This is a genomic window from Citrobacter sp. Igbk 17 (assembly GCF_028069775.1).
Classification (GTDB): domain Bacteria; phylum Pseudomonadota; class Gammaproteobacteria; order Enterobacterales; family Enterobacteriaceae; genus Citrobacter.
In genome coordinates this window covers 65,519-87,392 of sequence record NZ_JANEWI010000010.1, presented here as the reverse complement: position 1 = coordinate 87,392, position 21,874 = coordinate 65,519, and the positions used below count along the sequence as shown (strand labels likewise).

15 protein-coding genes are annotated in these 21,874 nt (G+C 50.5%); 11 read left to right on the top strand and 4 right to left on the bottom strand.

Annotated features, from left to right (window positions below):
• Nucleotides 1-6: 6 nt before the first annotated feature.
• The 5 genes from dmsA to NNO08_RS08525 all read left to right on the top strand — a co-directional run bounded on the left by dmsA (nt 7) and on the right by NNO08_RS08525 (nt 7,062).
• The gene (dmsA, locus tag NNO08_RS08545) at nt 7-2,451 is read left to right on the top strand and encodes a dimethylsulfoxide reductase subunit A (protein ID WP_271456554.1); all 2,445 of its coding nucleotides are present in this window, start codon (nt 7-9) and stop codon (nt 2,449-2,451) included.
• Nucleotides 2,452-2,461: 10 nt separating this feature from the next.
• A complete protein-coding gene (locus NNO08_RS08540; protein WP_005123570.1) occupies nt 2,462-3,079 on the top strand; it encodes a DMSO/selenate family reductase complex B subunit in 618 nt (205 codons plus the stop codon).
• A gap of 1 nt (nt 3,080) precedes the next feature.
• Entirely contained in the window at nt 3,081-3,944 is an 864-nt protein-coding gene (locus NNO08_RS08535; protein WP_271454948.1) for a dimethyl sulfoxide reductase anchor subunit family protein, read from the top strand.
• 331 nt (nt 3,945-4,275) lie between these two features.
• Nucleotides 4,276-5,424 carry an MFS transporter gene (locus tag NNO08_RS08530; protein WP_271440644.1) on the top strand — a complete coding sequence of 383 codons (1,149 nt, stop codon included), beginning with the start codon at nt 4,276-4,278 and terminating at the stop codon, nt 5,422-5,424.
• 216 nt (nt 5,425-5,640) lie between these two features.
• A complete protein-coding gene (locus tag NNO08_RS08525; RefSeq protein ID WP_271456553.1) occupies nt 5,641-7,062 on the top strand; it encodes an amino acid permease in 1,422 nt (473 codons plus the stop codon).
• A gap of 43 nt (nt 7,063-7,105) precedes the next feature.
• Here the strand turns inward: NNO08_RS08525 and pflA are convergent, their stop codons facing one another.
• From pflA to ycaO, 4 genes are all read right to left on the bottom strand, one after another.
• The gene (gene pflA / locus NNO08_RS08520) at nt 7,106-7,846 is read right to left on the bottom strand and encodes a pyruvate formate lyase 1-activating protein (RefSeq protein WP_003035751.1); all 741 of its coding nucleotides are present in this window, start codon (nt 7,844-7,846) and stop codon (nt 7,106-7,108) included.
• A gap of 185 nt (nt 7,847-8,031) precedes the next feature.
• The gene (gene pflB / locus NNO08_RS08515; RefSeq protein WP_137382814.1) at nt 8,032-10,314 is read right to left on the bottom strand and encodes a formate C-acetyltransferase; all 2,283 of its coding nucleotides are present in this window, start codon (nt 10,312-10,314) and stop codon (nt 8,032-8,034) included.
• A 59-nt stretch (nt 10,315-10,373) separates the two neighbouring features.
• Complete coding sequence (gene focA, locus NNO08_RS08510) at nt 10,374-11,231, bottom strand: formate transporter FocA (RefSeq protein WP_003831909.1); 858 nt, start codon at nt 11,229-11,231, stop codon at nt 10,374-10,376.
• Between the two features lie 404 nt (nt 11,232-11,635).
• Entirely contained in the window at nt 11,636-13,396 is a 1,761-nt protein-coding gene (ycaO, locus tag NNO08_RS08505) for a 30S ribosomal protein S12 methylthiotransferase accessory factor YcaO (protein ID WP_271456552.1), read from the bottom strand.
• Nucleotides 13,397-13,845: 449 nt separating this feature from the next.
• Between ycaO and serC the strand changes: the two genes are divergently transcribed.
• From serC to NNO08_RS08475, 6 genes are all read left to right on the top strand, one after another.
• Nucleotides 13,846-14,934 carry a 3-phosphoserine/phosphohydroxythreonine transaminase gene (gene serC / locus NNO08_RS08500; RefSeq protein ID WP_137382816.1) on the top strand — a complete coding sequence of 363 codons (1,089 nt, stop codon included), beginning with the start codon at nt 13,846-13,848 and terminating at the stop codon, nt 14,932-14,934.
• A 69-nt stretch (nt 14,935-15,003) separates the two neighbouring features.
• Complete coding sequence (aroA, locus tag NNO08_RS08495) at nt 15,004-16,287, top strand: 3-phosphoshikimate 1-carboxyvinyltransferase (RefSeq protein WP_271440646.1); 1,284 nt, start codon at nt 15,004-15,006, stop codon at nt 16,285-16,287.
• Between the two features lie 171 nt (nt 16,288-16,458).
• A complete protein-coding gene (gene cmk / locus NNO08_RS08490; RefSeq protein ID WP_137382818.1) occupies nt 16,459-17,142 on the top strand; it encodes a (d)CMP kinase in 684 nt (227 codons plus the stop codon).
• Nucleotides 17,143-17,255: 113 nt separating this feature from the next.
• Complete coding sequence (rpsA, locus tag NNO08_RS08485) at nt 17,256-18,929, top strand: 30S ribosomal protein S1 (protein ID WP_003035776.1); 1,674 nt, start codon at nt 17,256-17,258, stop codon at nt 18,927-18,929.
• A 159-nt stretch (nt 18,930-19,088) separates the two neighbouring features.
• Nucleotides 19,089-19,373, top strand: coding sequence for an integration host factor subunit beta (gene ihfB / locus NNO08_RS08480; RefSeq protein WP_003035780.1), 285 nt, complete (start codon nt 19,089-19,091; stop codon nt 19,371-19,373).
• 206 nt (nt 19,374-19,579) lie between these two features.
• Nucleotides 19,580-21,844 (top strand): ComEC family protein, encoded by a 2,265-nt coding sequence (locus tag NNO08_RS08475; protein WP_271456551.1) that lies wholly within the window; start codon nt 19,580-19,582, stop codon nt 21,842-21,844.
• Nucleotides 21,845-21,874: the final 30 nt, after the last annotated feature.

Genomic DNA, 21,874 nt, shown 5'->3' with positions numbered 1-21,874 from the left:
GCCACTATGAAAACTAAGATCCCCGATGCCGTGCTGGCAGCTGAGGTGAGTCGTCGCAGTTTGGTAAAAACGACGGCGATAGGCGGGCTGGCAGTGGCCAGTAGCGCGTTTACCCTGCCATTTACCCGTATTGCAAACGCTGCAGATGCCATCAACCCGTCACCCGTCAATGAGAAAGTGATCTGGAGTGCGTGTACGGTAAACTGCGGTAGCCGTTGTCCGCTGCGTATGCATGTCGTAGACGGTGATATCAAATATGTCGAGACCGACAACACGGGCGATGATAACTATGACGGCTTGCATCAGGTTCGTGCCTGCCTGCGTGGTCGGTCCATGCGTCGTCGTGTTTATAATCCCGATCGTCTGAAATACCCAATGAAGCGTGTCGGCAAACGTGGTGAAGGTAAATTTGAGCGCATCAGTTGGGATGAAGCCTACGATATCATCGCCAGCAATATGCAGCGTCTGATTAAAGACTACGGTAACGAGTCTATCTATCTTAACTATGGGACCGGTACGCTGGGCGGTACGATGACGCGCTCATGGCCGCCGGGTAAAACGCTGGTAGCACGTTTAATGAACTGTTGCGGCGGTTACCTGAACCACTATGGGGATTATTCTTCTGCGCAAATCGCGGCAGGACTGAACTATACCTATGGCGGATGGGCTGACGGTAACAGCCCGTCTGACATTGAAAACAGTAAGCTCGTTGTCTTGTTTGGTAATAACCCTGGCGAAACGCGTATGAGCGGTGGTGGGGTGACCTATTACCTTGAACAGGCGCGGCAGAAATCTAATGCCCGCATGATCATAATCGATCCCCGCTACACGGATACCGGTGCGGGACGCGAAGATGAATGGATCCCCATTCGACCGGGTACAGATGCAGCGCTGGTTAACGGTATTGCCTATGTGCTGATCAGCGAGAATATGGTTGATCAACCGTTCCTCGATAAGTACTGCGTGGGCTATGACGAAAAAACCCTCCCGGCGGGAGCGCCGAAGAACGGTCACTATAAAGCGTATATTCTTGGTCAGGGTAAAGACGGTATCGCGAAGACCCCGGAATGGGCTGCGCAGATAACCGGTATTCCTGCTGAACGAATTGTTAAGTTGGCGCGTGAAATTGGTAGCGCGAAACCCGCCTACATTAGCCAGGGCTGGGGACCGCAGCGCCACGCCAACGGCGAGATTGCGACCCGTGCCATTTCTATGTTGGCCATTCTGACCGGCAACGTCGGTATTAACGGCGGCAATAGCGGTGCACGTGAGGGATCATACGATTTGCCGTTTGAGCGTATGCCAACGCTGGAAAACCCCGTTGAAACCAGCATCTCAATGTTTATGTGGACGGATGCGATTGAGCGTGGTCCGGAAATGACGGCGCTGCGCGACGGTGTTCGTGGTAAGGATAAGCTCGACGTTCCGATTAAGATGATCTGGAACTATGCCGGTAACTGCCTGATTAACCAGCACTCTGATATCAACCGTACGCATGAAATCCTGCAGGATGATAAGAAGTGCGAAATGATCGTCGTTATCGACTGCCATATGACCTCCTCGGCGAAATATGCCGATATTCTGCTGCCGGACTGCACGGCCTCTGAGCAGATGGACTTCGCGCTGGATGCATCTTGCGGGAATATGTCCTACGTGATTTTCACCGATCAGGCAATCAAGCCACGCTTTGAATGCAAGACTATCTACCAAATGACCAGCGAGCTGGCGAAACGCCTCGGCGTCGAGCAACAGTTTACGGAAGGCCGTACTCAGGAAGAGTGGATGCGTCATTTGTATGAACAGTCGCGCAAGGCTATACCGGAACTGCCGACATTTGAAGAGTTCCGTAAGCAGGGCATCTTTAAGCAGCGTGATCCTGAAGGACATCACGTGGCGTATAAAGCGTTTCGAGAGGACCCCAAAGCCAATCCGCTTACCACGCCGTCAGGCAAGATTGAAATTTATTCTCAAGCGCTGGCAGAAATTGCCGCAACCTGGGAACTGCCGGAAGGCGATGTGATCGATCCATTACCGATTTATACACCGGGCTTTGAAAGCTTAAACGATCCACTGGTGGAAAAATTCCCTCTGCAATTAACGGGCTTCCACTATAAATCTCGCGTCCACTCGACCTATGGCAACGTTGACGTTCTGAAAGCGTCCTGTCGCCAGGAAATGTGGATTAACCCGATGGATGCACAACGACGCGGTATTAACAACGGTGACAAGGTACGTATCTTTAACGACCGTGGTGAAGTGCATATCGAGGCTAAAGTTACCCCGCGTATGATGCCTGGCGTTGTTGCACTGGGTGAGGGCGCCTGGTATGACCCGGATGTGAAGCGTGTTGATCAGGGCGGTTGTATTAACGTGCTGACGACCCAGCGGCCTTCTCCTCTCGCTAAGGGGAACCCATCACATACGAACCTTGTTCAGGTTGAAAAGGTGTAAGGAGTAACCGATGACAACCCAGTATGGATTTTTTATTGATTCCAGCCGTTGCACCGGTTGCAAAACTTGCGAACTGGCCTGCAAAGACTTCAAAAATTTAACGCCGGACGTCAGTTTCCGCCGTATTTACGAATACGCTGGCGGTGACTGGCAGGAAGATAACGGTGTCTGGCACCAGAACGTTTTCGCCTATTACCTCTCGATTGCGTGTAACCACTGTGAAGACCCGGCCTGTACCAAGGTGTGTCCAAGCGGCGCGATGCACAAACGTGAAGATGGTTTTGTGGTCGTGGATGAAGACGTGTGCATTGGCTGCCGCTATTGCCACATGGCCTGCCCGTATGGCGCACCGCAATACAATGCCGCCAAAGGACACATGACCAAGTGCGATGGCTGTCATGAACGCGTTGCTGAGGGTAAGAAACCCATCTGTGTCGAATCCTGCCCGCTGCGTGCGCTGGACTTCGGCCCGATAGAGGAACTGCGTAAAAAACACGGCACCCTGGCCGCGGTTGCGCCGCTCCCTGGCGCGCACTTTACCAAACCGAGCATCGTCATCAAACCAAATGCCAATAGCCGCCCGACCGGGGATACCACGGGTTATCTGGCTAATCCGAAGGAGGTGTAAGATGGGAAGTGGATGGCATGAATGGCCGCTGATGATCTTCACTGTTTTCGGGCAGTGTGTTGTGGGTGGCTTTATTGTTCTGGCGCTGGCGCTGATGAAAGGGGACTTACGCCCTGATTCACAGCAGCGTGTGATTACCTGCATGTTTGGCCTGTGGGTATTGATGGGCATCGGTTTTATTGCTTCCATGCTTCACCTGGGCTCACCGATGCGGGCGTTTAACTCCCTCAACCGTGTCGGCTCTTCCGCGCTGAGTAACGAAATCGCCAGCGGCTCGATCTTCTTTGCCGTTGGTGGTCTTGGCTGGCTACTGGCGGTGTTGAAAAAAATGCCGCCAGCATTACGCAATCTGTGGTTAGTTCTCACCATGGTGCTGGGCGTAGTTTTTGTCTGGATGATGGTGCGCGTATATAACACTATTGATACGGTGCCTACCTGGTATAGTGTCTGGACGCCGATTGGATTCTTCCTGACGTTGTTCATGGGAGGTCCGCTACTGGGATATCTGCTGTTACGGGTTGCCGGAATTGACGGCTGGGCGATGCGACTGCTGCCTGCTATTTCAGTGCTTGCGCTGGTCGTAAGCGGCATCATGTCCGTGATGCAGGGGGCCGAACTGGCGACAATCCACAGTTCTATTCAGCAGGCATCTGCGCTGGTGCCCGATTACGGTTCGCTGATGGCATGGCGGATTGTGGCACTGGCTTTAGCGTTGTGCTGCTGGATTATTCCGCAGGTGAAAGGCTACCAGCCGGCAATACCGCTGCTTTCCGTCGCGTTTATTCTGCTGTTAGTCGGTGAGTTGATTGGCCGCGGCGTGTTCTATGGTCTGCATATGACCGTCGGCATGGCGGTCGCCAGCTAACCTGAAAATGCCGAATGGCATCGCGCTTGTCCGGCCTACACATTACAGTACTGAACGTGTAGGTCGGATAAGGCGTTAATACGGTCATCTTGCAAATAAAAGATGCCGATTATCCATGAATTTTTTCGACTGAACGCAACGGGGCAATTTTGTTTTAGATCAATTAAAACAAATAGATGTATTTTCCCATTTTTTATCAATCCGCGTTAAGAATCAGTAATACGAATCGATCCCTCTGAAAGTGCCTCAGGTCCCTGATTGCGCCGATTGACAATGTTTTTTGCAGTGGCATGATGCGCATGAAATTTGAACTTCCTCACGGTTTTTATTCATGTCCACCTATACCCGTCCCGTCATGCTATTGCTGTGCGGGCTGCTTCTGCTGACCCTGGCGATCGCCGTGTTAAACACGCTCGTTCCGCTTTGGCTCGCCCATGAAAATCTGCCAACCTGGCAGGTAGGAGTGGTTAGTTCGTCTTATTTCACCGGAAATCTGGTTGGGACGTTACTGACCGGGTACTTAATTAAACACCTCGGTTTTAACCGCAGCTATTACATCGCTTCGCTTATTTTTGCCGCGGGCTGTGTCGGACTGGGCATCATGGTAGGTTTTTGGAGCTGGATGACCTGGCGTTTTATTGCGGGCATCGGTTGTGCCATGATCTGGGTGGTAGTGGAAAGTGCGTTGATGTGCAGCGGGACATCGCGTAACCGTGGACGCTTACTTGCCGCCTATATGATGGTCTATTACGTGGGAACGTTTTTAGGACAATTATTGGTCAGTAAAGTCTCGACAGAATTAATGAATGTTCTGCCGTGGGTGACCGGCACGATCCTGGCCGGAGTATTACCGCTGCTCTTTACCCGCATTGTGAACCAGCAGGGTGATGAACAACAGTCCACCCCCATTGTCTCTATGCTGAAGCTTCGCCAGGCCCGTCTGGGTGTGAATGGCTGCATTATCTCCGGGATTGTACTGGGGTCGTTGTATGGCCTGATGCCGCTGTATCTCAACCATCAGGGGGTCAGCAATGCCAGCATTGGTTTCTGGATGGCGGTACTGGTCAGTGCAGGTATTCTGGGACAATGGCCAATTGGTCGTTTGGCCGATAAGTTAGGTCGTCTGCTGGTTTTGCGCGTCCAGGTCTTTGTGGTGATCGTCGGGAGTATCGCTATGCTAAATCAGGCGGCGATGGCACCTGCATTGTTTATGCTGGGCGCGGCAGGTTTCACTCTTTATCCGGTTGCGATGGCCTGGGCCTGCGAGAAAGTAGAACATCATCAGTTGGTCGCTATGAACCAGGCATTATTATTAAGCTATACCGTGGGTAGCCTGCTTGGGCCGTCATTTACCGCAATGCTGATGCAAAATTATTCTGACAGTTTACTGTTTATCATGATTGCCAGCGTATCGTTTATTTATTTACTGATGCTGCTGCGTAAGACAGGGCATACCCCGAATTCTGTGGCGCATATCTGAGCTGATTTAACAGGATAAAAACAGGTTCCCATACATGCTGTTTATGTATACTTTATGGGAATCTGTTTTATTTGATTATCGCTATTCTTTCCTGAAAATAAAATGTGCAGAAGATTATAGTTTTACATTCTGCCGTTTCCGCTTGTCCATTTTACCGCGCATAATCCCTCGCTTCATTTATTGATTATCAAAAATAGCGTCTACGAAGGATCGCCAATGGCAAGTGTGCAGGAAAAACAATTGCGGTGGTACAACATCGCATTGATGTCTTTTATTACCGTATGGGGATTCGGCAATGTTGTAAACAACTATGCTAATCAGGGATTAGTGGTTGTCTCTTCATGGATATTTATTTTCGCCCTCTATTTTATCCCTTATGCACTGATTGTCGGACAACTTGGCTCCACGTTTAAAGACGGTAAAGGTGGGGTGAGTACATGGATTAAACACACAATGGGACCGGGACTGGCTTATCTCGCAGCGTGGACCTATTGGGTGGTGCATATCCCTTATCTGGCGCAAAAGCCACAGGCTATTCTGATTGCTCTGGGGTGGGCGCTGAAAGGTGATGGCTCTCTGATTAAAGAGTACACCGTGGTGGCGTTGCAGGGGCTGACGTTAGCGCTGTTTGTCTTTTTCATGTGGGTTGCATCCCGTGGCATGAAATCGCTTAAAATCGTTGGGTCGGTTGCGGGGGTCGCGATGTTTGTGATGTCCATTCTGTATGTCGTAATGGCCGTCACTGCTCCGGCGATTACTGATGTGCAGATCGCCACAACCAATATCACCTGGGAATCTTTTATCCCGCATATCGATTTTACCTATATCACAACGATCTCGATGCTGGTCTTTGCAGTCGGTGGTGCGGAGAAAATCTCTCCATACGTTAACCAGACGCGTAACCCTGGCAAAGAGTTCCCGAAAGGGATGTTAGTTCTGGCGGTTATGGTGGCGGTGTGTGCGATCCTGGGGTCTCTGGCAATGGGGATGATGTTTGACTCCCAGCATATTCCTGATGACTTAATGACAAATGGCCAGTATTACGCTTTCCAGAAGCTCGGGGAGTATTACGGCATGGGTAACACATTGATGGTTATTTATGCAGTTGCCAATACGTTAGGTCAAATTGCGGCTTTGGTGTTTTCTATTGATGCGCCGCTTAAAGTTTTACTGGGCGATGCCGATCGCAAATATATTCCTGAAAGCCTGTGTAAAACCAATGCCTCTGGTACACCGGTGAATGGCTATATTCTGACGCTGGTGCTGGTGGCGATTTTGATTATGTTGCCAACGCTGGGAATTGGCGATATGAACAATTTGTATAAATGGTTGCTGAATCTGAATTCAGTAGTGATGCCTCTGCGCTATCTGTGGGTGTTTGTGGCATTTATTGCCGTTATTCGTCTGGCGCAGAAATATAAACCGGAATATGTCTTTATCCGCAACCGCTCGCTGGCGATGACGGTGGGGATTTGGTGCTTCGCCTTTACCGCATTCGCTTGTCTGACCGGGATCTTCCCGAAAATGGAAGCCTTTACTCCAGAGTGGACGTTCCAACTCACGCTGAACATTGTGACGCCGTTTGTGTTGGTTGGACTGGGATTGATTTTCCCGCTGCTGGCAAGAAGAGGGCGTTAAGGGGAAATGGGGTGGGTAACAGGTCTGTTACCCACCACAAGACTTAGTACATCACTTTGTGACCATACTGCTCAAGGATGCCCTTGACGCGCTCCATGGTCTCTTTTTTCGGTGGCTTCACACCATCCAGTTTGTATTCTTCACCCATCGCCACCCATTTGTGTTTACCCAACTCGTGGTATGGCAGCAGCTCAATTTTTTCGACATTGCCCATATCGCGGGTAAATTCGCCCAAACGATGTGCTGAATCATCATCATCGGACCAGCCAGGTACGACAACATAGCGGATCCACACTTTGATATCTTTGTTGGACAGGTAGCGGGCAAACTCCAGTGTGCGATGGTTAGATACACCGACCAGGTTCTGGTGGATCTCGTCGTTCATCTGTTTCAGATCGAGCATCACCAGATCGGTCACTTCCAGCAACTCATCAATCACCGGGTCGTAGCGGCGAACAAAACCGTTAGTATCAAGACAGGTATGAATACCTTCTTTCTTACAGGCACGGAACCAGTCACGGACGAATTCAGCTTGCAGAATAGCCTCTCCGCCGGATGCTGTTACGCCACCACCGGATGCGTTCATAAAGTGACGATAGGTCACGACTTCTTTCATTAATTCATCGACGGTGACTTCTTTACCGCCGTGCGTATCCCATGTGTCACGGTTGTGGCAGTACAGGCAGCGCATCAGGCAGCCCTGGAAGAAGGTAATAAAGCGGATGCCTGGGCCATCAACAGTGCCACAGGATTCAAAGGAGTGAATGCGACCAATAACTGACATTGCGGTGTTTCTCCAGGTGTGGCCCATCCGGGGCCAGTGTTAGTGCACAGTTATTAACTGTGTCGAGTCTGTTTTGGCTGCTATCCATAAGTATAGATGGCTGACAAAGCAGGCTATTAAAAAGGCCCCACTTACGTGGAGCCTTTATTGTACGCTTTTTAAAGTACGATTTCAGTCAAAACCAATTACATGGTCTGAGTGAAGGTACGAGTAATAACGTCCTGCTGCTGTTCTTTAGTCAGGGAGTTAAAACGTACTGCGTAGCCAGAAACACGGATGGTCAGCTGCGGATATTTTTCCGGATGTTCCATCGCATCCAGCAGCATTTCACGGTTCATGACGTTCACGTTCAGGTGCTGACCACCTTCGATGGACGCTTCATGGTGGAAGTAACCATCCATCAGACCCGCCAGGTTGGTCTTACGAACTTCGTCGTCTTTACCCAGTGCGTTCGGAACGATAGAGAAGGTGTAAGAGATACCATCTTTCGCGTAAGCAAACGGCAGTTTAGCAACGGAGGTCAGAGAGGCAACAGCACCTTTCTGGTCACGGCCGTGCATTGGGTTAGCACCCGGTCCGAACGGCGCGCCTGCACGACGACCATCTGGGGTGTTACCAGTTTTCTTACCATACACAACGTTAGAAGTGATGGTCAGAACAGACTGAGTCGGGATAGCGTTACGGTAAGTAGTCAGTTTCTGAATTTTCTTCATGAAACGTTCTACCAGGTCAACCGCCATGTCATCTACGCGAGAGTCGTTGTTACCGAACTGCGGGTATTCGCCTTCGATTTCGAAGTCAACAGCCAGGCCGTCTTCGTCACGAATCGGTTTAACTTTCGCATATTTGATTGCAGACAGGGAGTCAGCAGCAACGGACAGACCAGCGATACCACACGCCATGGTGCGGATAACGTCACGGTCGTGCAGCGCCATCAGGGAGGCTTCGTAGCTGTACTTGTCGTGCATGTAGTGGATAACGTTCAGTGCAGTGACGTACTGTTTAGCCAGCCAGTCCATGAAGTGATCCATGCGGTCCATAACTTCGTCGAAGTTCAGAACGTCGCCTTTGATCGGTTCAGATTTAGGACCAACCTGCATTTTCAGTTTTTCATCAACGCCGCCGTTGATTGCGTACAGCATGGTTTTCGCCAGGTTTGCACGCGCACCGAAGAACTGCATTTGTTTACCAACAACCATTGGGCTTACGCAGCAAGCGATAGCGTAGTCGTCGTTGTTGAAGTCCGGACGCATCAGGTCATCGTTCTCGTACTGCAGAGAAGAGGTGTCGATGGACACTTTAGCGGCGAATTTCTTGAAGTTCAGAGGCAGTTTTTCAGACCACAGAACAGTGATGTTCGGCTCCGGAGAAGGACCCATGGTGTACAGGGTGTTCAGGAAGCGGAAGCTGTTTTTGGTAACCAGAGTACGGCCGTCAACGCCCATACCACCGATAGATTCAGTTGCCCAAATCGGGTCACCGGAGAACAGTTCATCATATTCAGGAGTACGCAGGAAACGAACCATACGCAGTTTCATGACCAGGTGGTCAATCATTTCCTGAGCGTCTTGCTCGGTGATTTTGCCAGCTTTGATATCACGTTCGATGTAAGCATCCAGGAAGGTGGATACGCGACCGAAGGACATTGCTGCACCGTTCTGAGATTTAACAGCGGCCAGGTAACCGAAGTAAGTCCACTGGATAGCTTCCTGAGCGTTGGTAGCCGGACCAGAGATATCGCATCCATATTTAGCCGCCATTTCTTTGATCTGACCCAGAGCGCGGTGCTGTTCAGCGATTTCTTCACGCAGACGGATAGTCGCTTCCAGGTTTACGCCATTTTCCAGGTCTGATTGCAGAGAGACGAACTGAGCGTATTTGTCTTTCATCAGGTAGTCGATACCGTACAGCGCAACGCGACGGTAGTCACCGATGATACGACCACGGCCATACGCATCTGGCAGACCAGTCAGAACACCGGATTTACGGCAGTTCAGAATGTCTTTGGTATAAACATCGAATACACCCTGGTTGTGGGTTTTACGGTATTCGGTGAAGATTTTTTTCAGCATCGGGTCCAGTTCGCGATTGTACGCTTTGCAGGAACCTTCAACCATTTTGATACCGCCAAACGGGATAATCGCACGTTTCAGCGGAGCTTCAGTCTGCAGACCAACAATTTTCTCGAGCGCTTTGTTGATGTAGCCAGCGTCGTGAGAAGTGATGGTAGAAGCAACGGAGGTGTCAAAGTCAACAGGCGCGTGAGTGCGGTTTTCCTGTTTAACGCCTTCCATTACGCTGTCCCACAGTGCAGTGGTCGCTTCAGTTGCGCCAGCCAGGAAGGACTCGTCACCCTCATACGGAGTGTAGTTTTTCTGAATGAAGTCACGGACGTTTACTTCATTCTGCCAATCACCTTTGGTAAAACCTTCCCAGGCTGTGGCTAACTTTTCATTAAGCTCGGACATGTAACACCTACCTTCTTAAGTGGATTTTTTATTTACTACGTGCAATGAGCATCAACAGATTAATGATGATCGTTACCACGCAGGTAAATGACCCAGTATGTCAACCCGACCAACAAACCGCCGCCGATAATGTTACCGATCGTAACCGGAATCAGATTATCGGTGATGAAATTCATCACGGTCAGGTGAGAAAAATTCTCCGGAGAAGAACCGACAGCGGTCCAGAATTCCGGGGTGGCGAAATCGCGTATTACGATACCCATAGGGATCATAAACATGTTTGCGATACTGTGCTCAAAACCGCTGGCAACAAACATTGCGACCGGTAATACCATGATAAACGCTTTGTCCATCAGGCTGCGGCCAGAGTAGCTCATCCAGACGGCCAGACACACCATTAGGTTAGCCAGAATACCAAGGCTTACAGCTTCAACAAAAGTATGGTGCACTTTGTGGTCGGCAGTTTGCAGGACGTTGAGTCCCCACGCGCCGTTGGCGGTCATATACTCGCCAGAAAGCCACATGAGTAACACAAAGATCAGCGCACCAATCAGGTTACCGACATAAACGTTAAGCCAGTTCTTCGCTAACTGACCCCAGGTAATACGACCACTGGCTTTAGCGACGACAATCAGTACGGTTGAAGTGAAGAGATCAGCGCCGCAGACAACGCAAAGGATCAGCCCCAGGGAAAAGCAGATACCACCCACCAACTTTGCCATGCCGAAAGGCATTGTGCCGGTACCGGTTGTGGCAGTGATATAGAAAACAAAGGCAATTGAAATGAACACACCGGCAGTAATTGCCAGATAGAACGTCTTAAGCGGATGTTTCGTTGCTTTATAGACGCCTGCTTCTTCGGCAACTTTGGCCATAGCAGCAGGAAGTATAAGATCAAAAGGGTTGTCAGCTTTCACACTAACTCTCTCTTTATTAAGTCGGCGACGAGATACTAACAAAGCATTATAGATGAGAATTTGATATAGATCATATCTCGCCTGGCTTATAGGCCCGCAAGACGCATGGTTTTTATGCGATTACGGTGTAACTTATTGATTATCCATATAAAAATAAATTTTAAAAATTATAAAGTGAGTTGAATTTTTTCTTTATGCCTCCAGTTGGACGGTTAATTAAAATGGAGTAATTGAGATAAATAGCGACATTAATAAACCAAAATTTTTAATATCAACTACTAATATTTAACCTTGCTTTTACATTTATTTTTGAGTAGACAAAAATAAAAAAACAGGGCGCTTAAAGCGCCCCGTAATATAGCCCAGACAATGCGTTTAGCCTACTCAACATAGGCTGTTTGCCACTATTTTGACCAGTGCGCTGCTTTCGCGCGTTGCAGCTTCTCATAGGCTTTCAGCAGAGACTGATGTGCCGGGAAAGCCTGCAGATCGCTATCAACTGTTTGTAATCCGTAGAATGGCGCTTCTCCGCTCATTGCTGCACTTGCTGCTTCAACTGCCTCTGCACCGTACATACGAACAAATGCGTTAAGATACTGCAGCGGCTGGCGGTCCTCTTCTTGTGACAACAGCAGCAGAGTTTGCAGGCAACGGTAATAGTTTGCGCGTTCAGCACTAAAGACGGATGCGTTAAATTCCATTGTCCATTCCGTCCAGATCAGTGCCTGCTCAAGGTCACCACCCGCCAGAGCCAGCATTACTTTGAGTTCGCCAATGCGCAGGGTATACCAGCCATTATCCGCACCGGTCGCCAAACCCAGAAGCTCACGTACGCGAGTGAAGTCGTCAAACCCTTCTTCATCCAGCTGTGCGAGCAGGTTGAGGTAGTCTTCTTTTTCCCATTCGCTACCCGGCAGAGACAGAATAGTGTCGCGCAGATGCGCGCCCATGCTGTTGTTGGCTAACCACAAATCTTCTGCTGGGTAGATGTCAGACATACCCGGAACGATAATGCGGCAAGCGTAAACGCTCAGATGCTCGTAGTCGGCGATGTAGACTTCTTTATCTTCCGCTTTGAAGATGGTCATCAGGGTTGCAAACTCTTTTTCCGTTGTACCGGAGAAATTCCAGTCAACGAACGGGTAATCGGCATCCTGCTTGAACAGATCCCAGGAGATCAGACCGCTGGAATCGATGAAGTGCGTTTCGAGGTTAGTGTGCTCAGCCACTTCTTCATTGTCGAAGGTTGGGGGGGTGAAGACATCAAGATCTTTCAGACCACGGCCCTGCAACAGCTCAGTGACGGTACGCTCCAGTGCAACACCGAAATCCGGGTGCGCACCGAAAGAGGCAAAACAGGTACCGTTAGCCGGGTTGAACAGTACAACGCAGATAACCGGGTATTTGCCGCCCAGCGAGCCGTCGTACGCGAAGATTGGAAATCCTTCGGCCTCCAGCTTTGCAATGGATTCAACGACTGCCGGGTAACGCGCCATCACTTCGGCCGGAATTTCCGGCAGGCTGATGCTTTCCGCGATAATGCGGTTCTTCACATAGCGCTCAAAAACTTCAGACAGCCCCTGAACGCGGGCTTCATTCGGTGTGTTACCCGCAGACATACCGTTAGATACGTACAGGTTACCGATAATGTTCATCGGAATGTAAACGGTCTGATTATCTGACTGACGGGTAAACGGCAGGCCACAAACGCCGCGTTCTTCATTGCCGGATTGCAGATCGATAAGCATGCTACCGGTCAGTTCATTGTCTGGATCGTAGAATGCACGCAGACGCGCATCCAGCAAACCTTCAGGTACGTCATCATCTTCAGTCAGTGGGAACCATTTTTCGTTCGGGTAATGTACGAACGGGCCGTTAGCGATGGTTTCGCCCAGCCAGAAATCCGCAAAGAAGTAATTCGTGGACAGACGCTCAAAATATTCGCCCAGTGCGGAGGCCAGCGCCGCTTTTTTCGTCGCACCTTTACCGTTGGTAAAGCACAGCGCGCATTCTTTGTCGCGAATATGTACAGACCAGACGTTAGGAACGGGATTCAACCATGAGGCTTCTTCAATTTGAAAACCGAGGTCGAGTAATTTTTGCTGGAAGCGAGCGATGGAATCTTCCAGTGCGGCATCTTTGCCGGGGATAAATGTTTGCGTCATGAAAATCACTTTTGTCGTACGGAAAGCGCGCAATGATACGGGTTTTCAATGAATGGCGCTATCGCCGCCGGAGCCTCGGCGTAAATAAAGCCTTTGATTCACACCGTAGCGTGTTCAGTCGAATGTCTGCGGACTATCTGCTGACGGGTAGGGGGCTTCTTTCTTTATGTCTCTCTGCGCCATGCAAAACCAGAATGGTCGAAGGTCGGCTGGGCAAAATGCGCCTCCTGATAGCGAAAATCTCGGTTTTTATCCGTCAATCCGATAGATTCTGTTGTGTGACGTATCGCTCATTTTGGTCCTGGTCAGTTTTACCCATTGCGGCGCGTGTCACTGAATGATAAAACCGATATCCACAGGAATAACTTATACCCAATGTCTGTCACAGGAATTATCGTAAACGACAGGATGTTGATTGGATGGATAACAACACAACGTGGTGAGGGGAAATGGCTCAGGTCTTCAATTTTAGTTCAGGTCCGGCAATGCTTCCGGCGGAAGTACTTAAACTGGCTCAACAGGATCTTTGTGACTGGAACGGTCTTGGCACGTCGGTGATGGAAATTAGCCACCGAGGCAAAGAGTTCATCCAGGTTGCAGAGGAAGCGGAGCAGGATTTTCGCGATCTTCTCAGTATCCCCTCCAACTATAAAGTGTTGTTCTGCCATGGCGGTGGTCGCGGGCAGTTCGCGGGTATCCCGTTAAATATTCTGGGTGATAAAACCACCGCGGATTACGTCGATGCCGGTTATTGGGCCGCCAGCGCGATTAAAGAAGCGAAAAAGTACTGCACGCCAAACGTTATTGATGCCAAAGTCACCGTTGACGGCTTGCGCGCTGTTAAGCCGATGAGCGAATGGCAGCTTTCTGACAACGCGGCGTATCTGCACTATTGCCCGAACGAAACCATCGACGGTATCGCGATTGATGAAACGCCGAATTTTGCCAGCAATGTGGTCGTCACGGCGGATCTGTCTTCTACCATTCTTTCCGCGCCGCTTGATGTTAGCCGTTATGGCGTTATCTATGCGGGGGCGCAGAAAAATATTGGTCCTGCGGGGCTGACCATTGTCATCGTACGCGAAGATTTACTGGGCAAAGCCCACGTGTCTTGCCCGTCAATCCTTGACTATACCGTACTGAATGACAACGACTCCATGTTTAACACGCCACCGACCTTTGCCTGGTATCTGTCAGGCCTGGTCTTTAAATGGCTGAAAAAACAGGGCGGTGTCAGCGCAATGGATAAAATTAACCAGCAAAAAGCAGAACTGCTGTACGGCGTGATTGATAACAGTGATTTCTACCGCAACGATGTGGCGAAGTCGAACCGTTCACGCATGAACGTACCGTTCCAGTTGGCTGACAGCGCGCTCGATAAACTCTTCCTGGAAGAGTCGTTTGCTGCGGGTCTGCATGCACTGAAGGGACACCGTGTGGTTGGCGGAATGCGGGCTTCAATCTATAACGCTATGCCGCTGGAAGGCGTAAAAGCACTGACCGATTTCATGGTCGATTTCGAGCGTCGCCGCGGCTAATCTGCTGTACTTTTCATCCCCACAGCCAGCCTGTGGGGTTTTTATGTCTGTTTTTGAGAGTTGAGTTTCATGGAATCCCTGACGTTACAACCCATTGCGCGGGTGGATGGCACCATCAATCTGCCTGGATCCAAAAGTGTTTCTAACCGCGCTTTGCTGCTGGCTGCATTAGCAAATGGCACTACTGTCCTGACAAACCTGCTGGACAGTGATGATGTCCGCCATATGCTGAATGCGCTGAATGCGTTGGGGATTAGCTATACCCTTTCGGCCGATCGTACCCGCTGTGAAATTACGGGGAATGGTGGTCCGCTGCATGCCGAAGGTGCTGTAGAGCTGTTCCTTGGTAACGCCGGAACCGCAATGCGCCCGCTGGCCGCCGCTCTGTGCCTGGGCAGCAATGATATCGTGTTGACGGGTGAACCGCGCATGAAAGAGCGCCCGATTGGCCATCTGGTTGATGCGCTGCGCCAGGGCGGAGCGAATATTGAATACCTGGAGCAGGAAAACTATCCGCCTTTACGTCTGCGTGGTGGCTTCGACGGAGGACAGGTTGAGGTAGACGGCAGCGTTTCCAGCCAGTTCCTGACCGCGCTGCTGATGACGGCACCGCTGGCGCCGCAGGATACGACGATCGCGATTAAAGGCGATCTGGTGTCAAAACCGTACATCGACATCACGCTGAACCTGATGAAAACGTTTGGTGTTGACATTGAAAACCAGAACTACCAGCGTTTTGTCGTACAGGGCAACCAACAGTACCAGTCTCCGGGCGCTTATCTGGTAGAAGGCGATGCTTCATCGGCCTCGTACTTTCTCGCGGCCGGCGCGATCAAAGGCGGTACGGTGAAGGTTACCGGAATTGGGCGTCATAGCATGCAGGGTGATATTCGCTTTGCCGATGTGCTGGAAAAAATGGGCGCGACCGTGACATGGGGTGATGATTTTATTGCCTGTACTCGCGGTGAGTTGAACGCTGTTGATATGGATATGAATCATATTCCTGATGCGGCAATGACCATTGCGACCGCCGCGCTGTTTGCAAAGGGCACAACGACTTTACGGAACATTTACAACTGGCGTGTCAAAGAGACTGACCGTCTGTTTGCTATGGCAACTGAGCTACGGAAAGTGGGTGCGGAAGTTGAAGAGGGGCATGATTTTATCCGTATCACTCCGCCGGTTAAGCTGCAGTTTGCGGATATTGCGACCTATAACGATCACCGTATGGCGATGTGTTTCTCGCTGGTGGCGCTGTCTGACACACCGGTTACCATTCTTGACCCGAAATGTACCGCCAAAACCTTCCCGGATTACTTCGAACAACTGGCCCGTATCAGCACACTTGCCTGACTTTATTGCCGCATCTTCGGGTGCGGCACATTCCGTCATCTCCGATTGCCCATTTATTCTACACTCAGTTTCAATGAGTCTGTATTTTTCACACAAAGATAACGTTCGTAGACGTTGGCGCGTATAATGCGCGGCGTTCACGTTAACGTATGCCTGTTTAAGGAGAAAAAGATGACGGCAATTGCCCCGGTTATTACCATTGATGGCCCAAGTGGTGCAGGTAAAGGCACCTTGTGCAAGGCAATGGCGGAAGCATTGCAGTGGCATCTGTTAGATTCAGGCGCGATCTACCGTGTACTGGCTCTTGCGGCGTTGCATCATCATGTTGATGTGACTTCTGAAGATGCTCTGGTACCGCTTGCATCGCATCTGGATGTGCGTTTTATCTCAACAGACGGCAATCTGGAAGTTATTCTGGAAGGCGAAGATGTCAGTGGTGAAATCCGCACTCAGGAAGTGGCAAATGCCGCATCCCAGGTGGCTGCATTTCCCCGTGTGCGCGAAGCGCTTTTACGCCGCCAACGTGCCTTCCGCGAAGCACCTGGCCTGATCGCTGACGGACGCGATATGGGCACGGTGGTATTCCCTGATGCGCCAGTAAAAATTTTTCTGGACGCCTCCTCGCAAGAACGTGCGCATCGACGTATGCTACAGTTGCAGGAGAAGGGCTTTAGTGTTAACTTTGAACGCCTTTTGGCCGAGATCGAAGAACGCGATGATCGTGATCGCAACCGTGCTGTAGCGCCGCTGGTTCCCGCTGCTGATGCTTTAGTTTTGGATTCAACCCGATTAAGCATTGAGCAAGTGATTGAAAAAGCGTTACAATACGCGCGCCAAAAACTGGCTCTCGCATAAGTGCGACCGAATTTGCAGTACCCCCGTTGCAATGGATTGACAGCGGGTATGTTAAACAACCCCATCCGGCATGGAGCCAGGTGGACGTTAAATATGAAACCTGAAGATTAAACATGACTGAATCTTTTGCTCAACTGTTTGAAGAATCCTTAAAAGAAATCGAAACCCGTCCGGGTTCCATCGTTCGTGGTGTTGTTGTTGCTATCGACAAAGACGTAGTACTGGTTGACGCCGGTCTGAAATCTGAGTCCGCCATTCCGGCAGAGCAGTTCAAAAACGCCCAGGGCGAGCTGGAAATCCAGGTTGGTGACGAAGTTGACGTTGCTCTGGATGCAGTAGAAGACGGCTTCGGTGAAACCCTGCTGTCCCGTGAAAAAGCTAAACGTCACGAAGCTTGGATCACGCTGGAAAAAGCTTACGAAGAAGCTGCAACCGTTACTGGTGTTATCAATGGCAAAGTCAAGGGTGGCTTCACTGTTGAGCTGAATGGTATTCGCGCGTTCCTGCCGGGTTCCCTGGTAGACGTTCGTCCGGTCCGCGACACGCTGCACCTGGAAGGCAAAGAGCTTGAATTCAAAGTCATCAAGCTGGATCAGAAGCGTAACAACGTTGTTGTTTCCCGTCGTGCCGTTATCGAATCCGAAAACAGCGCAGAACGCGATCAGCTGCTGGAAAACCTGCAGGAAGGCATGGAAGTTAAAGGTATCGTTAAGAACCTCACTGACTACGGTGCATTCGTTGATCTGGGTGGCGTTGACGGCCTGCTGCACATCACCGACATGGCATGGAAACGCGTTAAGCATCCGAGCGAAATCGTAAACGTTGGCGACGAAATCACTGTTAAAGTGCTGAAGTTCGACCGCGAGCGTACTCGTGTATCTCTGGGCCTGAAACAGCTGGGCGAAGATCCATGGGTAGCTATCGCTAAGCGTTATCCGGAAGGTACCAAACTGACTGGCCGCGTGACCAACCTGACCGACTACGGCTGCTTCGTTGAAATCGAAGAAGGCGTTGAAGGCCTGGTTCACGTTTCCGAAATGGATTGGACCAACAAAAACATCCACCCGTCCAAAGTTGTTAACGTTGGCGATGTAGTGGAAGTTATGGTTCTGGATATCGACGAAGAACGTCGTCGTATCTCCCTGGGTCTGAAGCAGTGCAAAAACAACCCATGGCAGCAGTTCGCGGAAACCCACAACAAGGGCGACCGTGTTGAAGGTAAAATCAAGTCTATCACTGACTTCGGTATCTTCATCGGCCTGGACGGCGGCATCGACGGCCTGGTTCACCTGTCTGACATCTCCTGGAACGTTGCAGGCGAAGAAGCAGTACGTGAATACAAAAAAGGCGACGAAATCGCAGCAGTTGTTCTGCAGGTTGATGCAGAACGTGAGCGTATCTCTCTGGGCGTTAAACAGCTCGCAGAAGATCCGTTCAACAACTGGGTTGCACTGAACAAGAAAGGCGCAATCGTAAACGGTAAAGTCACTGCAGTTGACGCTAAAGGCGCAACCGTAGAACTGGCTGACGGCGTTGAAGGTTACCTGCGCGCTTCTGAAGCTTCCCGCGACCGCGTTGAAGATGCAACTCTGGTTCTGAGCGTAGGCGACGACGTTGAAGCTAAATTCACCGGCGTTGATCGTAAGAACCGTGCAATCAGCCTGTCTGTTCGTGCTAAAGACGAAGCTGATGAGAAAGATGCAATCGCAACTGTTAACAAACAGGAAGATGCAAACTTCTCTAACAACGCAATGGCTGAAGCTTTCAAAGCAGCTAAAGGCGAGTAATATCGAGTGCTCCAAATCCTTTGTGCTATTAACAGCACAAAGGGTGACGAGTAGCTTGACAGATTACAGGATTCGTCCTGTAATCAATGACAAAGGGCGGCTACGGCCGCCCTTAATCAATGCAGCAGCTAATTTTGCCTTTAAGGAACCGGAGGAATCATGACCAAGTCAGAATTGATTGAAAGACTTGCAACCCAGCAACCTCATATTCCCGCGAAAGCGGTTGAAGATGCAGTAAAAGAGATGCTGGAACATATGGCCTCGACTCTTGCGCAGGGCGAGCGTATTGAAATCCGCGGTTTCGGTAGTTTTTCTTTGCATTACCGCGCACCACGCACCGGACGTAATCCGAAGACTGGCGATAAAGTGGATCTGGAAGGAAAATATGTTCCGCACTTTAAACCGGGTAAAGAACTGCGCGATCGCGCCAATATTTACGGTTAAGTCCTCAGCAAGACTTAGCTCCGAGAAAAGCACCTGTATGGGTGCTTTTTTCATTTTTACCTCTCTGTACTGGAATCGCTCTCCCAACCTGGTTGTATGTTACATCTGCAGTTAAATAACAGCGGAATGCACCTCGTTTACCGGTAAATAGTTGCCAGACATCTGCTGAGTTGTCCTGCACACTCTCTGTCACAGGGAGGTGTCATATGAAAATAACAACAATCAGTACGTGTGCGTTATGCGGCATTCTCCCGCTGACGGTATTACCCGTATTACCTGACATGCTATGTGTCAGCTTTGTATTTGGTCTGGCGTGTCTGCTTTGTCTCATTCCTCATCGATATATGCATTACGCCGGATTAGTCCTGCTGTTTTTCCTGTGGGGAATACTGGCAGCGAAAGAGGTTCTCTGGGCTGGGGATACGCTCCCGGCCAAAACGCAGCAGGCTATCGTTCAAATAACCGGGACCGACAATATGACCACGCACTACGGTCAGATTACACACCTTCAGGGGAGACGGATATTTCCTGCCGTTGGCGTCGTCCTGTATGGGCAGTACTTACCCGGCGATGTTTGCGCAGGTCAGACATGGGCGATGAGGCTGAAAGTTCGCGCTGTGCATGGGCAACTGAATGAAGGTGGATTTGATAGCCAGCGCTATGCATTGGCACAGCATCAGCCGCTGACGGGGCGTTTTCTGCAGGCCTCAGTGATTACGCCGCAATGCAGTCTGCGTGCACGTTATCTCTCCTCGCTAAAAACCACGCTTGCCGCCTATCCCTGGCAGCAAGTCATACTGGGGTTAGGGATGGGGGAACGTTTGTCTGTATCGCAGGCGGTAAAAAATATAATGCGTGATACCGGAACAGCACATTTGATGGCCATTTCCGGGCTGCATATTGCTTTTGCCGCACTCCTCGCTGGCGGACTGATACGCGGTGGACAATTTTTTATGCCGGCACGCTGGATCTGCTGGCAGGCTCCGCTAGTCGGGGGTGTGCTCTGCGCTGTATTTTATGCCTGGCTGACGGGGCTGCAGCCACCGGCATTACGCACGGTCACCGCGCTAATGGTATGGGGGGGACTAAAACTAAGCGGCAGGCAGTGGAGTGGCTGGGCAGTCTGGATTACCTGCCTGGCAGCAATTGTGGTAGTGGATCCGGTCGCGGTGCTTTCACAAAGCCTGTGGTTGTCTGCTTTCGCCGTAGCGGCGCTGATATTCTGGTATCAGTGGATGCCGATGCCGTACTGGCCACTCCCGCGTATCGGGCGTGCAGCACTGGCGCTTGCTCATCTTCAGTTGGGTATTACGGTGCTGCTTCTGCCTGTCCAAATCGCATTATTTCACGGTATTAGCCTGACCTCATTCTTGGCCAATTTATTTGCGGTACCGCTGGTCACATTTGTTTCAGTTCCCCTGATATTAGCGGGAATGGTCGTGCATTTAACCGGTCAGGTGATGATTGAGGCGGGATTGTGGTATTTCGCTGACCGTTCTCTGGCACTGTTATTTTGGGGACTCAATAGCTTACCGGAAGGATGGATCAACATTGATGGACGTTGGCAATGGCTTGCGCTGTCCCCATGGCTGACGCTTATTGCATGGCGATTAAAAGCATGGAAAACGCTACCGGTTGCCTGTTTTACCGGACTTTTGTTATTGAGTGGACCATTCTGGAGAACACCCCGCGCTGATTTGTGGCAGGTCCATATGCTGGATGTAGGGCAGGGACTGGCAATGGTGATTGCCCGTAATGGTAAAGCGATTCTCTATGATACCGGATTGGCCTGGCCCGAGGGCGATAGTGCGCAGCAGTTGATCATTCCCTGGCTACGTTGGCACAACCTGGAACCGCAAGGGGTAATTCTAAGCCACGAACATTTGGATCACCGGGGAGGGTTGCAATCACTACAGCAAGCCTGGCCGTCGCTGTGGATTAGAAGTCCGTTGGGCTGGAAAGGTCATCTCCCTTGTTTTCGCGGGGAACGCTGGCAGTGGCAGGGATTAACATTTAGCGCACATTGGCCAGTCAGTGGAAATAAAGAGCAGGGGAATAACCATTCCTGTGTGGTAAAGGTGGATGACGGACATCAGAGTATTCTTCTGACAGGTGATATTGAATCCCCAGCTGAACAAAAAATGCTAAGTCACTACTGGCAGCATCTGCAGGCTACGTTTGTGCAGGTTCCACACCATGGGAGTAACACGTCATCCTCATTGGCGCTAGTTCAACGCATTGGTGGACAGGCCGCAATAGCCTCTGCATCCCGCTACAATGCCTGGCGTCTACCGTCATGGAAAGTCCGGCAGCGTTACCGGCAACAAAATTACCAGTGGCTGGACACACCCCACCAGGGGCAAATCACGCTGGATATTTATCAAAAAAGTTGGCGAATACGCAGTTTACGGGATCAGATTTTACCCCGTTGGTATCATCAGTGGTTTGGCGTGTTGGAGGATAACGGGTAGAATATGCGGCTATTCTAACAAATGCTGGTT